Here is a 15,865-nt window from a genome sequence, read left to right as displayed (position 1 = left end):
GTTCAGAATTTTGTTAATTCGAGTAAAACAAGTGATCTTATCCCATGCAGAATTACCACTTCAGCAATAATGAAGCAAGGCAACAACAGAAGTATATTAACAGCCTAATCTAACCCAATAGGTTTTCATCATCCTCTTTAGGAGTTTCTGAAGGTTTATCGTCTTCCGGCGGAACATCACCACCGCTACCTGCGGCGTAAAACTCCTCGAAAATCTCCTTCATATCAATACCGTACCTATTGGCAAAATCCTTCTGAATCTCGGCATCTTTCTCTCTAATTTCCTGCAACGATTCGGCGTAACTACCATAAACTCCCTGCATCACTTTTTCATGAACAGGAATATTATCCATCATCTCCTGGCGTGCTTTTGCACTGGCCGAATGCATGGCAGCGAGGGTTTGCCCGATATGTTCGTCTGTTTTCACACCCAGATGTTCCAGGATGGCAGCAAACTCCTGATCTGTTCTGGCTTTCAGGGCCACTACATATCCGTCGTAGTATTTAAGGCGCTCATCGGTGTCACTTTTAAGTTTTGCCCTATGGGTTTGTAAATTGCTTCGCAGGGAAGTAAGTACTTTTATGGTAAGGTTATGTTTATGAACAAAACTATCCTTACTGGCTGCAAGGGTTGTATATGCGTTCTTGAGGCCTTCGAGCTCTTCTACTTTTTGTTCGATCCCCGTTATTTTTCCTATAGCTTCTGAATAGGCTGTAGATTGTTTATCTGAGATCTCTTCCAGTTCCTGTCGCGCCTGTTTCAACAAGGCGTATTGTTCTTCAAGTTTATCTTCGGTTTCCTTTTTCTTTTCCAACGCTTTGGTATGGTTCTTACTGGCCTCTACAATAGCATCCTGAAGTTTATCTTCTACTTCCTTGATCTCCACTTCACGGTTTTTCAGGCGGGTTACGGCAGCCTGACTCTTATAGGATAATTCACTTAACAGGGTTTGTATATCGGCGGTCTCTATTCGTTCTTGGAACATTTGCTTGGCTTTCATATCGGCGGCTTCACGTTCCTTTTGTGCGGCTTCCAGTTCAGACTGGCGTTTTTTGATCCGTGATTTTCGTCCCCAGAGATTGTTCCACCAGTTATCTTTCACCTTTTCGGCATCCTCCAGGGCCAGTTTGGCTCGTTCTAGTTTGCTTTGTGCGTTGTCGATCACCTTCTGTTCGGCCTCGTTGAGGGTTGAGAATTTTTCGAAAATAATTCCTACTTCTTCCTGGTAATCGGTAAGATCTTTAATGGCATCGAGCAATGAGGCCCGGTCCTTTTCGGCCATACCTACAACATCGTCCAGGGTAGCGTTAAGAATTTTTTGCCGCATTTCCGGATCGTCTTCCTGCGCTAATTTAGACTTCATCTGGTCGACGGCTTTGCCCCAGTTTACGTCTACTTTTTCCTGTTTTGAGTTGGACTCGGTTTCTAGTAAATCAAAATCATCAGACATAGATATGGCTATTTAAAGTGTTAGTTATCAAAAAATTTCGGACTGTTAATTTCGGTAAAAAAAATGAGTTGAGAAACTCAATTGCGAAATTTGGAAGGCACCTTTTCTTATGTACGAATGATTAGTCGCTATTTTGAAAAATTTGTTACGGATCTTGCGAGAGCGATAGCAGCGTATACCCCGCAGCCACGCTAGTGGGCGAGGAGTAACAGCGAATAGCGCGGTCCCGGGTTATATGAGAAGCCGGGACTCGCCATGAAAATAATGTTCCTCACTGTCCTGCTGAACTTGATTCAGCATCTGGAGGAGAGAGGGTCAGGAATGATGGATTCCGAATCAAGTTCGGAATGACAAGCGTCGTGGATCGGAATGACAAGTATAGTGATGTCGAAATTCATGAAATCGGTGCACCACTGTCCTGCTGAACTTGATTCAGCATCTGGAGGGGAGAGGGTTTAGTCCCTTAAAAGCCCCCTGGAAATGACCAGCTTTTGAATTTCGGAGGTGCCTTCATAGATCTGTGTGATCTTGGCATCACGCATGAGACGCTCCACATGATATTCTTTTACAAAACCATTTCCACCATGTACCTGGACAGCCTCCACAGTAACATCCATTGCTACCTTAGAAGCGTATAATTTTGCCATAGCGCTGCTCATATCGTAGTTGTTACCCTGGTCTTTATCCCAGGCCGCCTTCATTACTAGGTGACGGGCCGCTTCGATCTCTGTGTGCATATCGGCCAGTTTGAATGCGATCGCCTGATGATTGCAGATCTCGGTACCAAAAGCCTTTCTGATCTTGGAGTAATCTCTTGCCATTTCGTAGGCGCCAGCTGCAATTCCGAGTGCTTGTGCCGCAATTCCGATACGTCCGCCGCTTAGGGTCTTCATCGCAAACTTAAAGCCAAATCCATCTTCTCCGATTCTGTTTTCCTTCGGAACTTTTACGTCGTTGAAATTAAGTGTATGAGTGTCGCTTCCTCGAATTCCAAGCTTATCTTCTTTGGGACCAACTTCAAATCCGTCCCATGCTTTTTCCACAATGAAGGCATTAATTCCACGGTGCCCTTTTTCTCTGTCTGTTTGCGCGATCACCAGATGGTAATCTGCACTACCACCATTGGTGATCCAATTCTTGGTTCCGTTAAGCAGGTAATGATCGCCTTTATCGATGGCGGTGGTTCGCTGGGAAGTAGCGTCACTACCGGCTTCCGGTTCGCTCAGGCAAAATGCCCCGATCGATTCACCTGTGGCGAGTTTTGTTAGATATTTTTCTTTCTGAGCTTCGGTCCCGTAGGTTTCGAGTCCCCAACAAACGAGCGAATTATTCACCGACACGATCACCGAGGCGGAGGCATCAATCTTACTTAATTCTTCCATGGCAAGCACATAAGATACGGTATCCATTCCACCGCCACCATATTTAGGGTCTACCATCATACCAAGAAACCCAAGCTCAGCCATTTTCTTTACCTGCTCCACAGGGAAACGCTGGTGAGTATCCCTTTCTATTACTTCGGGCAGAAGCTCGGTTCTTGCAAAATCACGAGCGGCATCTCGTATCATTAAATGCTCTTCAGAAAGCTTAAAATCCATAGTGTAAATCGTTTTCTAAATCGTTTTCGATTGGTGTGCAAAGATACCCCTTCTATCTTAAATCTCAAATAACAAATCCCAAATTACATTTCTTAAATAACAAATAACAAATAACAAATAACAAATCCCAAAGCGCAAATTCCAAAAAACAAATTTCAAATAACAAATCACAATTAACATCGGTGCATTAAAGTCTTTTGTAATTTGGCAGTCGAAATGAATATATGTTTCCGGTTGTCGTACATGTGAGTAATAACTTCTTATTATTATTAGATGAAAAAGCATAAATACCATGTAGTAGGTGTGATGAGCGGAACCAGCCTGGATGGAGTAGATCTGGCCGAATGCTATTTGAGCCATTCTGAAAAAGAAGGATGGGACTTTAATATAGTACGTGCAGAGACCGTACCTTATACCAACGACTGGAGGATGCGACTAAGCGATGCGATTAATTTTTCGGCTGGCCGCATGCATACCCTGAATGAAGAATACACGGCTTTTCTGGCTTCGGTTATTAAGGGTTTTATCGACAAACACAGGATATCCTCACTGGATCTTATTAGTAGCCATGGTCACACCATATTGCATCAGCCAGATAAAGGAGTTACACTGCAGATTGGGAATTTGCCTGCTCTGGCTAAAATGACAGGTCAACTAGTTGTATGCGATTTCAGACAACAGGACGTGGAATTGGGCGGACAAGGTGCCCCGCTGGTGCCTGTTGGTGATCGGTTACTTTTTACAGATTACGATGCCTGTTTGAATATAGGGGGCTTTGCCAATGTTTCGTACGAATCGGGAAATGGGCGAATTGCTTTCGATATTTGCCCGGTGAATACGGTTCTCAATTATTATGCGGGAAAATTGGGCAAGGAATACGACAGGGATGGTATGCTGGCGCGCTCCGGAACTTTGCACAAGGATGTGCTTAAAATGCTGAACAAATTGGATTACTATAAACAATCGCCACCAAAATCCCTGGGTGTTGAATGGGTTAACAAATGTATCTTACCCCTATTGGAAGGGTCCGGACTCAACGAGCTAAGTATAATGAGAACCTATTGTGAACATATAGCATTCCAACTATCTGAACAAATAGATGATACCGCCAGCGTACTGGTAACAGGGGGTGGGGTGAACAATAAATTTTTAATGGAAAGGGTTTTATTTTATAACTCGGCCGAAATTGTGATTCCCGATACCAAGATCATTGAATACAAAGAAGCATTGATTTTTGCGTTTTTGGGGGTGTTGAAATTAAGAGGGGAGAACAATTGCCTGTCCAGTGTAACAGGAGCAGTACGAGATCACAGTAGTGGAAAAATTTACGAACCCAAGTGACTTTGCTATTGTATTTAATCCACGAAATCAGGCATTTAATTTTCCCTTGAATAATATTAACGCTACAGCTTTTGTAATTGCTATGAAAAAGTTATTTTAGTCGAACTAATACACCAGCTTTATGGAGTCCATCATTATCCTGATATTTGTAATAGGATACCTTTCTATAACACTCGAACATCCGCTTAGATTAGATAAAACCGTACCGGCACTTATAATGGCCGCCCTAATTTGGGCAGTTCTCGCTGTTGGATTTCACTCCGGGTGGTTTAGTGTGATCGATACCCATGAACAGGTGTACAATTATGCTTCTGGAGGTGTTGACGCCGAACACGGTTTCGAAAATACTTTGTTACACCACCTGGGTAAAACGGCCGAGATCCTCATTTTCCTAATTGGTGCTATGACCATAGTCGAGATCATCGACCTGCACAGAGGTTTCGAGGTGTTAAAGGGGGCCGTACGTACCCGTAGCAAGAAAAAATTACTGTGGATCATTGGTATTTTGGCCTTTATACTTTCTGCCATTATAGATAACCTTACAGCCACAATTGTCCTGGTTACCTTATTGCGTAAACTTATTAGTAACCGGAATGAAAGATTATGGTACGCGGCCATGGTAGTAATCGCTGCAAACGCCGGTGGAGCATGGTCTCCTATTGGAGATGTGACCACAACCATGCTTTGGATCGCCAATAAAGTAACTGCACTGGGATTAATAGAGTTTGTTATTTTACCCTCTATAGTATGTTTTGTTGTTCCATTCTTCATAGCCGGTTTCCTTAAACCCTTTAAAGGAGAAATTGAGGTAGATGCAACCGAAGATGTGGTGGCAGAGCGATTGCTTAGCAGTAAAACCATGTTGTTTCTGGGTCTTGGAATGATAGTTTCTGTTCCCATATTTAAAACCTTTACTCATCTACCTCCTTATGTAGGAATGATGCTTGCCCTGGGTGTGGTGTGGCTTGTTTCTGAATATATCCATCCGGAAGAAGATTTTAGTAAAGAAAGAAGACATTTATATTCTGCCCATAAGGCACTTTCCCGTATAGAGATCTCCAGTATCTTGTTCTTCCTCGGGATCCTTATGGCAGTTGCCGGACTAGAAAGTTTGGTGTACGGAGTGGTGAACAATGAAGAGGTTGGTACTCTGCGTTATTTAGCCGAAGTTTTACAGGCTGCGATTCCTAACCAGGATATAGTTGTTATGTTACTTGGGGTGTTATCTGCAATTATCGACAACGTTCCGTTAGTGGCCGCTTCCATTGGAATGTACGAATCACCTACAGATTCGGTGTTGTGGCACTTCATTGCCTATTCTGCCGGTACCGGTGGAAGTATGCTTATAATTGGGTCTGCCGCTGGGGTTGCTGCCATGGGTATGGAGCGTATCGATTTTATCTGGTATCTTAAAAAAGTGGCCTGGCTGGCATTTATTGGCTTCCTTGCAGGTGCCGGAGTATTTCTGCTATTTGAAAGAGTACTCTTTCATCATGTTTAAACAATTATTGCGAAGTACGTTCGTTATTCAATTAAATCAAATCTAATCACATGCTTAACTTCTTTATTCAGGAGGGTGGTCAGGATCTGGCACAAGACCTGGAGCCTATTGTTTCTGAAGAAAAAACACTATCAGTCCTCGAGCTCATTATGAATGGGGGAATGGGGGCCCAAATTATCATTGGGGTGCTATTTGTTCTACTCTTCGTTGCGGTTTATATTTATTTCGAACGGTTGTTCGCCATCAAGGCGGCCTCTCACCTCGACAATAATTTTATGAACCAGATACGGGATAACGTTGCTGGGGGTAATATCCAGGCGGCTAAGATCCTGTGCACCCAGCATAATACTCCTGTATCCCGACTTACAGAAAAAGGAATTTCTCGAATTGGAAGTCCGCTGGATGATATTAATACGGCCATAGAAAACGCAGGCAGGTTGGAAGTATATAAGCTGGAAAAAAACGTGAGTATTTTAGCAACCATTGCAGGGGCAGCACCTATGATCGGATTTCTTGGAACTGTAATTGGGATGGTATTAGCATTTCACCAATTGGCAACTAGCAGTGGACAGGCAGAGATGGGAGCCCTGGCCGAAGGTATCTATACCGCCATGACTACCACTGTTGCCGGTCTAATAGTAGGTATCATTGCCTATATAGGATATAATCACCTGGTGGTACGAACCGATAAGGTGGTACATCAAATGGAGGCTACAGCGGTAGACTTCCTGGATCTCTTAAACGAACCTGCATAGTATGAATTTAAGAGGAAGAAATAAAATAAGCCCCGAATTCAGTATGAGTTCTATGACAGATATCGTATTTCTGTTATTGGTTTTCTTTCTGCTCACTTCACCTGCGATAACTCCGGATGCCCTGGATCTAATTTTACCTAAAGCTAAAGGCAAATCGACGAACCAACAGAAGGCTTCGGTAAGTATTACCAAAGAAGGAGCCTACTACGTGAACAAGGAACGAGTTAGTGAGTATGGTTTAGAGAAGCAATTGAAAGAAATTCTTGCGGGGCAGGACAATCCAACCATCATCTTGAGAGCTGAAGAGGGAGTGCCCATCGAGGATGCTGTATTTGTAATGGATGTGGCAAATAAAAATGATTTTAAAGTGGTATTGGCCGTACGGCCGAATTAAATGCTAAGATGAGTTTTCTGGATACCGAACATAAGCGAAAAAGTATGAGGATCACTATTGTGATACACGTCATCATTTTGTTTTTGCTGTTTTTTGTTCTTGGCCTTAAATATATGGATCCTCCGTTGGAAGGAGGTATAGCTGTAAACTTCGGGACCATGGATCAGGGGAGTGGGGATATTCAGCCGAAAACTCCTGTGAAATCTGCACCTGTGGAAACCACACCTCCCCCTGAGTCGCAGCCAGAATCGGAGATCAAAGAGGAAGTTGTTACCCAGGATAATGATGAGGCTCCGGTAATTAAGAAGGAAAAACCAAAGAAGGAGACACGGGATGTTCCGGTTAAAGAAAAACCGAAAGAAGTCACAAAACCTAGTCCGAAACCAGACAAATCAACAACAGATGCCCTCGATAACCTAATCAATGCACCAAAGAGTGACGGGCAATCCAAGGGGGGAGAAGGTCCGGACAATAAACCGGGAGATAAGGGTGATCCAAATGGCGATCCGAATGCTAAAGGATATTATGGTACCGGAAAAGGACTTGACGGCGACGGTAATTACCGATTAGGAGGGAGAAAAGCGATCAATAAGGCAAAAGAAATTCAGGACTGCAATGAAGCCGGAAAAGTTGTAGTAGATATTGTGGTGAATCAGCAGGGAGAAGTTGTTAGTGCCGTTCCGGGAGTAAGAGGTACTAAGAACAATTCTAGATGTCTTTTAGAGCCCGCAAAACGCGCTGCATTGGCAACCAAATTCAATCCAGACCCCAAGGCTCCTCCCAAGCAATACGGGCAAATCATCTATAATTTCAAACTTTCCCAATAGTCCTTTTTACATTTGTGCTTACTAAAATTAAGTATCTTTAGCTTTCAGAACAGATCGCTATGAGAAACTACTTTTATCTACTTCCTGCACTCTTACTTACCGCTTCATCCTGTTTAGAGAAATCAACCATTTTGGTGGAGAATAGTGTTGAACAACTTCCTGCCGATTTCATGTTCGAACAACGGGCTTACCCCACAGGGGAAATAAAAAGCAGCGCATACCGGGAAGCTATCCAGTGGAAAAAGGCCTTGTTACAGCAGCGCTCGGTAGTGGGAAATTCCTGGGAATTTGTAGGGCCGGTAAATATTGGAGGCCGAATTACAGATATAGAGATCCCTTCCAATGAAGCCGATACGTATTACGTAGGTGCAGCCTCAGGTGGGATCTTTAAAACTACCGATGCCGGATCGAGTTGGACACCTATCTTCGATGAGCAGGAAATGTTATCCATTGGAGATATAGAAATTTCTGAAGTTGATAACGATGTGGTCTGGGTTGGAACGGGTGAAGTAAATGCCGGAGGAGGATCGTTAGCGTACGACGGGGATGGTATCTATAAAAGTGAAGATGGTGGTTTGAGTTGGCAAGCTAAGGGACTACCCGATATTGGTAGTGTGGGAAAGATATTGATCGATCCAGGTGATGAGAACACTATCTTTGTAGGAGCCATGGGTCCGCTATTTAGAAATGATTCCAACCGGGGTGTGTACAGGAGTACGGATGGAGGTTCGAGTTGGGAACAAAAACTTTTTGTAAGTGATAGTACCGGAATTATAGACATGGCTATTCACCCTTCCAACGGCAATATAGTGTATGCAGTCGCATGGGAACGTATAAGACGGCCGGATAACAGGCAATACGGAGGAGAGACTTCCGGAATATACAGATCTGTGGATGGAGGGGAAACCTGGAATGAACTTTCAAATGGCTTGCCATCAGCGGCATCGCAAAAAGGTAGGATAAGCATTGATATCTCTCAGTCCAATCCTGATGTCTTGTATGCCAGGTACTCTACAGATACTGGAAATATTCAAGGAGTTTACAAAACTACCGATGGTGGGGATAACTGGATTGCAGTTAATTCCAGCCAGCTTACCAATATTGGATTTCATTGGTGGTTTCGGGGGATATATGTGGATCCTACAGACGAGAATACCCTGTATAATGTGGATTTTGTAGTAGAAAAATCAATTGATGGCGGACAAAACTGGTTTTCCGCCTTTCCCAATGTACATGTAGATCAACACGCACTGGCCTTTAATAATTCGGTGGCCGGGCAGGTATTGCTAGGTAACGATGGTGGATTCTATAAAAGCGACAACGATGGCGCAAGCTGGGTGAAGGACGAAACCCTCCCTATAACGCAGATCTACCGTATGCATGTAGATTTTCAGAATGAAAACAAAGTATACGCAGGAACCCAGGACAACAGCACGATGAGGACAGTTACAGGAAGTACAAATAACTGGGATATCATAAATGGAGGTGACGGATTCCAGCCTTTGGTTGATCCCACAAATACAAACATTATTTACGCCCTGTCACAAAGAGGTAATTTAGTGAAATCCACAAATAATGGTGCCAGTTTCTTTAATGCTATGAGCGGGATCTCTTCGGCCGATCGTAAAAATTGGGATACGCCCATTACTTTCGATCCTGCCAATTCCCAGATTTTGTATTATGGAGCGAACCGTCTTTACAAAACAACGAATGCTGCAGGGAACTGGACTGCAATAAGTCCGGACCTTAGCAATGGTCCTTATGCCGGAAATCTTACCTTTGGAACCATTATTTCCATCGATGTTTCGCCTTTAGATAGTAATATCATCTATGTAGGAACCGATGACGGAAATGTGTGGGTGACGCAGGATGGCGGAATAAATTGGACCTTGGTGTCGGCCAATTTGCCAAACAGATGGGTTACAAAAGTGCTTGCATCGAGAACCGAATTAAATACGGTATATGTAACCTTTTCCGGCTATCGTTATGGTGCTGATGAGGGACATATTTATAAGAGTACCACAAGTGGTGCCGGTTGGGTAAGCATTTCTAGTAACCTCCCCGATATTCCCATAAATGATGTTGTAGAGGACCTTAACGGAAATTTATACGTAGGGACGGATGTTGGGGTTTTCGCTTCGGGTACTAATGGATCCTTTTGGGAGGTTGTAGGTGATAATTTACCTTCTGTACCAGTAACCGATATGCATATTTACGATCCTTCTGAATATCTCTACGTAGGCACCTATGGCAGATCGGCCTATAAGATGGATATCTCTAATATAGTGTTGAATGTGGCAGAGAATATTTCAGAAAGTGATATCGCCGTATACCCAAATCCCGCGACGAACTATGTTTATATTGAGAAGGTGAGCGCGCAAAGTGAATTAATAATACAGCTAATTGATATTCACGGCCGTATAATTAGACAGGCACCTTTATTCGACAAGCTACGTATAGATGTGTCTGCCCTTCAAGCCGGTATGTATTTCGTTAGAATTGGGTCGCATGAAGGAGTGGTTACCAAGAAACTTATTATAAACTAAATAAATTTAAAGAAGATCAATTATTCTGAAACTATATCCTGGTTGTTCGATCAATTGCCCATGTATCAGCGAGTAGGTAAGGCGGCATATAAGGCTGATCTGGCCAACACCGTATTGCTTATGGATCATCTGGAGGACCCGCACAAGTCTTTTAAGAGTGTTCACGTGGCCGGTACTAATGGAAAGGGGTCTACCAGCCATATGTTAGCATCTGTATTGCAGCATGCGGGATATAAGGTAGGCTTGTATACTTCGCCCCACTTGAAAGATTTCCGGGAACGAATTCGTATAAATGGAGCGATGATCCCAGAGGATTATGTTACAGATTTCGTTGGAAAACACAAACCGTTCTTTGAGGAAAATTCCTTGTCGTTTTTCGAAATGACTGTAGGTCTGGCGTTTGATTATTTCAGGGCCGAAAAGATCGATATAGCAATTGTAGAAGTAGGATTGGGAGGGCGTCTGGACAGTACAAACATTATTACACCCGAAATCTCAATTATTACCAACATAGGGCTTGATCATACAAACTTTTTAGGGACGACCCTGGAAGAGATCGCCGTTGAAAAGGCGGGGATCATTAAAGCAAGAGTGCCGGTGATAATTGGTGAAATTCAGGAAGAAACAAGATTTGTTTTCGAACAAGTAGCCGAACAATTATTAGCTCCAATTACATTCGCAGAGGAAAGAAAACTACCGAAGTATAGTACCGATCTGTTAGGTAGCTATCAGCAAAAAAATATTAAAACTGCCGTAGCGGGTATTGAAGTTTTAAGAGAGCAAGGATGGTCGATTTCTCCGCAATCTGTTGAAAACGGATTGTTAAATGTTATGTCATCTACAGGATTGATGGGACGTTGGCAGGTATTGAGTAAAGAACCCAAAGTGATCTGTGACACGGCTCACAATACCGAAGGGTTAAAGGAAGTACTCACGCAAGTGGCAGGGGCGGTATATGATCGTTTGTTTATTGTGATAGGAGTAGTGAACGACAAGGATCTAAATAAGTTATTGCCATTATTCCCAAGGGATGCACAATATTTTTTCTGCAAACCTGATGTTCCGCGAGGACTGGACGCGACCGAGTTACAAAAAGCTGCGGTAAAACATTCTTTAGAAGGAGAGGTGTACGGCTCGGTGAAGGATGCCTATCGTGCTGCGTTAAAAAAGGCAAATAAAACCGACCTGATCTATATTGGAGGAAGTACATTTACGGTAGCTGAAGTTCTCTGATATTTTTAACCGATTTGTTTGTTGAATTTAAAAACTACCTTATATTTGCATCCGCTAACTGCAAGGGCGCGTAGCTCAGTTGGTTCAGAGCACTTGGTTTACACCCAAGGGGTCAGGGGTTCGAATCCCTTCGCGCCCACATCAAGCTAAAATCCACATCGGGAGATGTGGATTTTTTATTTACAAAAACCCAAACCTCAGGTTTGAGGGTTTTTGTAAATGAAAAATACTACACGACGTAAGTCGTGATGTGGATTTTAATTTGCAGTAGTGGTCTCGCACGGGGATCTGTAATCCCTGAAATAGCTTACCAAACCGAAGGTTTAGGGATTCTTTTATAGATATAAGAATTGATTGCTAAGGTTTAGATACAGTATTTCAACTGATATAAATTCCAAAAATTTCACATTTTAGATTATTTCTTCAGATCTTAAATAAGAAAATAATCCCTCATAATTCTCTTTTATATATCAAGACTTTTATAAATTTTACGGGCCAATGAAGAAATGAGGATCGAGCTATTTTTTTTTAGACCTTCGACAGTTGTGGATAAAATGCTTAGGTATTTGGCAAAATGTGTATTACAGATGTACTTTTGGTATTGAATCTTCAATAATATCTATTTTAAAAACTAAGAAAAACTTAAATGGTTCTCAACAAAATAACTCACGAGAAACCTCTTGCAAACCTTATTAAAAAGAAGGATTCTTAAGGTATATCATGAGAAGATATTCTAGATATTATCCCGATTAGTAGTAATGGGATTAGAGATGCTTTTGAAAGAGAGACTGTGAATATCATTTATGTAAAAAGCATTGAAAACGACCTGAACAAATTAAGAGCCGGGAGAAGAATAGAAACAATTGAATTAAATCGTATGATTATGACTGGTAATGAACTTAAAGAATTACGCCACAGCTTTAGTTACACCCAAACAGAGTTGGCAGAAGAACTATTTATGACCCGAAGGTCAATAGCAAAATTAGAATCCATGAAAGAGATCCCCGATTCAAGAGCGCAACATCTTAGACTTTTTTTTGAGTCTAAAGAGTACAATAACGATGTATTGGTCAATGGCCCTATGTCATTTGTGCAAAACAAAAATGGTGTTAACTACGAAGAACTACCAAACGGCAACTTTTTAATTCAAGTGCCTATTATCCCCACTAAAGAAAGGCCTAAATATTTAGCCTATCATAATAACCACGATTATATTATTAACTTGATAAAAGTGACATTTATAGTGAATAGAATTGGGAAATACAACTATCGTGCATTTGAAGTTGTAGATGATTCCATGAATGATGGATCGGTTAATAGTATTCCATGGGGAGCATTAGTTCTTGCGAGGGAGCTAAGTAAAGATAGATGGCATGAAAAATTAAAATATAACGAGTATCCGTTTTGGGTTATAGTTCATAAGAATGGAATTTTGTTTAAACAAATTATAGATCATGACGTAAAAAACGGTTGTATTACCTGCCACAGTTTAAAGAAATCACCAGAGTATAACGACTTTTTGGTTGATTTGGGAGATGTACACCAACTGTTGAATATTATTAAAATTCAAAAAGATGTATGAGAAAGTTATGCATATTATTTTTTTACTATGTGTATCATGCAGTAGCGATGATGAGCCGTGTAATTGTCATAGAGTAGTAGAAATCTACGAGGATTTCGAGCTAATCGAAACCGTAGAGTATGAGCCTGGAACGTGTGACCAAGAACAATGGGCTATCTATAATGCCATAAACATGAACGACCAAAGCCCTAACTTTGGAGACGGGAATATTAGCTACTTTAAATGCGATGATGGAACAGAGATTAGGGATTAGTTAATAATACCGTTAATAAAAAATAGCCTACCAAACCGAAGGTATAGGGATTTTGCAGATCGTGTTTAATCATTCATTTTTTATAAGGTGAATAAATGGGGATGCGTTATATTTACATTTGAAATTAGGGTCATTAACTCAGTTGGTTCAGAGTGTTACCTTGACAGGGTAGAAGTCACTGGTTCGAATCCAGTATGACCCACATCAAGCTAAAATCCACATCGGAAGATGTGGATTTTTTCATATACAAAAACCCAAACCCCGGGTTTGAGGGTTTTGAATATGAAAAATTCTACACGACGTAAGTCGTGATATGGATTTTAATTTGCAGTAGTGGCTCTATTCTGGATCACGCTAGTAATCCAGTGAGGATTGTGCTCGATAATTACTTTGAGAATTCATTGATTTGAAAATCGGTGAGCGGAGTTCATGAGATTGTTTTTGCAGTAGTGGCTCTATTCTGGATCACGTTAGTAATCCAGTGAGGATTGTCATCGAAAATTACTTTGAGAATTCATTGATTTGAAAATCGGTGAGCGCAGCTCATGAGATTGTTTTTGCAGTAGTGGCTCAATTCTGGATCACGCTATTAATCCAGTGAAGTAAAATAAAAAACCCGGCACATGGCCGGGTTTACAACTAATGAAACTAATCAATTATTGGGACATGCTAACTTCAAAGAAGTCTTCATATTCCTTATTTACTGAATAGTTTCTGTCCAACAATCTATATCTAAAATCCTTCCCCACAACGGATAAAGTAAATCCTTCCTTTGTTGGATAAATTTCAAAGTCGTCGTCTTCATTAGCTTTATAGGTTACATAAAGCACATTGTCGTAAGTAGGGTCATCATCACCTTTTATACTAATCACTTTAGTGATTTTTTTTGGTTGATGTACCCGGGTCTGCTCTTTTTTACTGAGTTCTTCCTTTTCCATGGTCACCCAATTGGTTCGTTTGGTATCTACCTTGAGTGTATATGTCATGTTACCTTTAGAGGTTTCCACTTCATAATTTTTTACCATGGTCTCTTTTTCTACCTGTTTATTTTCCATTTGCGCATAGACGCCTGTAAAGGCTACCAATGCGAATAATGTAAATATGTTTCTTAAAGTTTTCATGTTATTTATTTTTAAAGTTATTCCGAATTACTTTACCCAGGTAATTTCCCGCCATATGTGCAATTTCACCGGGTATAACCTCCCGCGTTAAGCGGTGTTTTAAGGAGTTCACATTAAGTTTCATTTTTTCTAATGTGATCTGTTTTTCAAGATCTTTTCTGTAAACCTCCTTGGCAAGATCCTCTAATGAATTGAACGTTCTCATGAGTCAAAGAAATTTTGGGCTAATTCGTTAATAATATATTTCTCTATTTTTCGTCTTAGTAAAAATGCTGTCACAATGAGCAGGATATACATCCCACTTACCACTAAGAAACCTAAGGCGGTGCTGTTTAAAAGCGTGCCAAGATATAACGCCAGAGCAATCGAACTGAAAGTCATGGTCATTAACAGAAGGAGTCCATATACTACCTTCTTGGCAGTTCCGGAGGTATGAGAAGCGATCTTATAAAAGAGCTTCAGTTGCATATGCTCCAACTCTTGTCGGGCATATAGCACACCCAATTCACTGCTATCTGTAATGGTTTCTTTTATGGCGGTGACAGTTTGTTTCATCTTAGTTCATTTTTACGCGTCCGTTCTCTTTCTTCAATTGTTTCAGTTTACGTTCCAATGCCGAAATTGCATCGTCCGATTTAGAGTCGACATTACTCAACATTTGATCGAGTTCCTGTTCAAACCCATTTTTTCTGGTACTTAGTTTGGAAGTGATCTGATCTGCGATGGCTGTAGATTTCTCGACAATAGTGTCTTTGGTATCAATAGCCTTTTCTCTGATCTTCTTTCTTGTTTCACTTCCTTTATCCGGAGCATATAGGACACCTAAGGTTAGACCTACGGCTGCTCCACTTAAGATTCCTGCAATTAAATTCGTGTTATTTTTCATAATGTTTTCAGTTTAAAAGTTAATAATCGGTTATTGTGAAATATCATCTGCCGCATCTTCAACCTCATCGGCTACATCCTCTACAGCGTCTTCCACTTTTTCTCCTGTTGTTTGTTCTCTACAGGCTGCGAAAGCCAGAAGGAACATGGATAGAAACAGTATTCGTTTAATAGTTTTCATAGTTGTTTTTTTTAGTGGTTAATACTATTATTTCTTCACTAGCCTGGCTAGCAGTGACAGTACAAAGAGCACGATGAAAATGTAGAATAAGATTTTAGCAATTCCTGCAGATGCTCCTGCGATTCCTCCGAATCCTAAGATTGCGGCGATTAATGCGATTACAATAAATGTGATGGTCCAGCGTAACATAGTTAAAAG

17 protein-coding genes and 2 tRNA genes are annotated in these 15,865 nt (G+C 41.3%); 11 read left to right on the top strand and 8 right to left on the bottom strand.

The features are described 5' to 3' along the window. Nucleotides 1-109 precede the first annotated feature (109 nt). Nucleotides 110-1,450, bottom strand: coding sequence for a coiled-coil domain-containing protein (locus tag C5O00_RS02735; RefSeq protein ID WP_105214737.1), 1,341 nt, complete (start codon nucleotides 1,448-1,450; stop codon nucleotides 110-112). Nucleotides 1,451-1,905: 455 nt separating this feature from the next. Then, complete coding sequence (locus C5O00_RS02730; RefSeq protein ID WP_105214736.1) at nucleotides 1,906-3,048, bottom strand: acyl-CoA dehydrogenase; 1,143 nt, start codon at nucleotides 3,046-3,048, stop codon at nucleotides 1,906-1,908. Between the two features lie 273 nt (nucleotides 3,049-3,321). On the opposite strand from C5O00_RS02730, the gene C5O00_RS02725 reads away from it, so the two are divergent. The 11 genes from C5O00_RS02725 (at nucleotide 3,322) to C5O00_RS02675 (ending at nucleotide 13,682) form a co-directional block, all read left to right on the top strand. Then, nucleotides 3,322-4,389, top strand: a complete 1,068-nt coding sequence (locus tag C5O00_RS02725; RefSeq protein ID WP_105214734.1) for an anhydro-N-acetylmuramic acid kinase — start codon at nucleotides 3,322-3,324, stop codon at nucleotides 4,387-4,389. A 121-nt stretch (nucleotides 4,390-4,510) separates the two neighbouring features. Beyond that, nucleotides 4,511-5,890 (top strand): sodium:proton antiporter NhaD, encoded by a 1,380-nt coding sequence (nhaD, locus tag C5O00_RS02720; RefSeq protein WP_105214732.1) that lies wholly within the window; start codon nucleotides 4,511-4,513, stop codon nucleotides 5,888-5,890. 50 nt (nucleotides 5,891-5,940) lie between these two features. Next, nucleotides 5,941-6,645 carry a MotA/TolQ/ExbB proton channel family protein gene (locus tag C5O00_RS02715; protein ID WP_105214730.1) on the top strand — a complete coding sequence of 235 codons (705 nt, stop codon included), beginning with the start codon at nucleotides 5,941-5,943 and terminating at the stop codon, nucleotides 6,643-6,645. Nucleotide 6,646: 1 nt separating this feature from the next. Then, entirely contained in the window at nucleotides 6,647-7,039 is a 393-nt protein-coding gene (locus C5O00_RS02710; RefSeq protein WP_105214728.1) for an ExbD/TolR family protein, read from the top strand. A gap of 8 nt (nucleotides 7,040-7,047) precedes the next feature. Continuing rightward, the gene (locus tag C5O00_RS02705; protein ID WP_105214726.1) at nucleotides 7,048-7,866 is read left to right on the top strand and encodes an energy transducer TonB; all 819 of its coding nucleotides are present in this window, start codon (nucleotides 7,048-7,050) and stop codon (nucleotides 7,864-7,866) included. Nucleotides 7,867-7,925: 59 nt separating this feature from the next. Further along, nucleotides 7,926-10,412 carry a T9SS type A sorting domain-containing protein gene (locus tag C5O00_RS02700; protein WP_105214724.1) on the top strand — a complete coding sequence of 829 codons (2,487 nt, stop codon included), beginning with the start codon at nucleotides 7,926-7,928 and terminating at the stop codon, nucleotides 10,410-10,412. A 60-nt stretch (nucleotides 10,413-10,472) separates the two neighbouring features. Next, the gene (locus C5O00_RS02695; protein ID WP_317046431.1) at nucleotides 10,473-11,645 is read left to right on the top strand and encodes a bifunctional folylpolyglutamate synthase/dihydrofolate synthase; all 1,173 of its coding nucleotides are present in this window, start codon (nucleotides 10,473-10,475) and stop codon (nucleotides 11,643-11,645) included. 64 nt (nucleotides 11,646-11,709) lie between these two features. After that, a tRNA-Val gene (locus C5O00_RS02690) sits at nucleotides 11,710-11,784 on the top strand. A 651-nt stretch (nucleotides 11,785-12,435) separates the two neighbouring features. Continuing rightward, nucleotides 12,436-13,227: a helix-turn-helix domain-containing protein gene (locus C5O00_RS02685; RefSeq protein WP_105214720.1), complete on the top strand. Its 792-nt coding sequence runs from the start codon at nucleotides 12,436-12,438 to the stop codon at nucleotides 13,225-13,227. Further along, nucleotides 13,220-13,480: a hypothetical protein gene (locus C5O00_RS02680; protein WP_105214718.1), complete on the top strand. Its 261-nt coding sequence runs from the start codon at nucleotides 13,220-13,222 to the stop codon at nucleotides 13,478-13,480. The genes C5O00_RS02685 and C5O00_RS02680 overlap by 8 nt, the downstream gene beginning before the upstream one ends. Before the next feature lie 127 nt (nucleotides 13,481-13,607). Then, nucleotides 13,608-13,682, top strand: a tRNA-Val gene (locus C5O00_RS02675). Nucleotides 13,683-14,136: 454 nt separating this feature from the next. Here the strand turns inward: C5O00_RS02675 and C5O00_RS02670 are convergent. Genes C5O00_RS02670 through C5O00_RS02650 form a run of 6 tightly spaced genes read right to left on the bottom strand, consistent with a single transcriptional unit; the run spans nucleotide 14,137 to nucleotide 15,856 of the window. Continuing rightward, nucleotides 14,137-14,601 carry a hypothetical protein gene (locus tag C5O00_RS02670; RefSeq protein WP_105214716.1) on the bottom strand — a complete coding sequence of 155 codons (465 nt, stop codon included), beginning with the start codon at nucleotides 14,599-14,601 and terminating at the stop codon, nucleotides 14,137-14,139. A gap of 1 nt (nucleotide 14,602) precedes the next feature. After that, complete coding sequence (locus tag C5O00_RS02665) at nucleotides 14,603-14,806, bottom strand: hypothetical protein (RefSeq protein ID WP_105214714.1); 204 nt, start codon at nucleotides 14,804-14,806, stop codon at nucleotides 14,603-14,605. Continuing rightward, nucleotides 14,803-15,156, bottom strand: coding sequence for a hypothetical protein (locus tag C5O00_RS02660; RefSeq protein ID WP_105214712.1), 354 nt, complete (start codon nucleotides 15,154-15,156; stop codon nucleotides 14,803-14,805). The genes C5O00_RS02665 and C5O00_RS02660 overlap by 4 nt, the downstream gene beginning before the upstream one ends. A gap of 1 nt (nucleotide 15,157) precedes the next feature. Then, the gene (locus tag C5O00_RS02655; RefSeq protein ID WP_105214710.1) at nucleotides 15,158-15,487 is read right to left on the bottom strand and encodes a YtxH domain-containing protein; all 330 of its coding nucleotides are present in this window, start codon (nucleotides 15,485-15,487) and stop codon (nucleotides 15,158-15,160) included. A gap of 30 nt (nucleotides 15,488-15,517) precedes the next feature. Next, nucleotides 15,518-15,667, bottom strand: coding sequence for a hypothetical protein (locus C5O00_RS14550; protein ID WP_168175932.1), 150 nt, complete (start codon nucleotides 15,665-15,667; stop codon nucleotides 15,518-15,520). Between the two features lie 27 nt (nucleotides 15,668-15,694). Next, on the bottom strand, nucleotides 15,695-15,856 hold the full coding sequence (locus tag C5O00_RS02650; protein WP_105214708.1) for a DUF1328 domain-containing protein: 162 nt from the start codon (nucleotides 15,854-15,856) through the stop codon (nucleotides 15,695-15,697). Nucleotides 15,857-15,865 lie beyond the last annotated feature (9 nt).

The sequence above is a fragment of the Pukyongia salina genome, from assembly GCF_002966125.1.
Taxonomy (GTDB): domain Bacteria; phylum Bacteroidota; class Bacteroidia; order Flavobacteriales; family Flavobacteriaceae; genus Pukyongia; species Pukyongia salina.
Note: the sequence above shows the minus strand (reverse complement) of the source record. Positions and strands in the feature narration are given on the sequence as shown.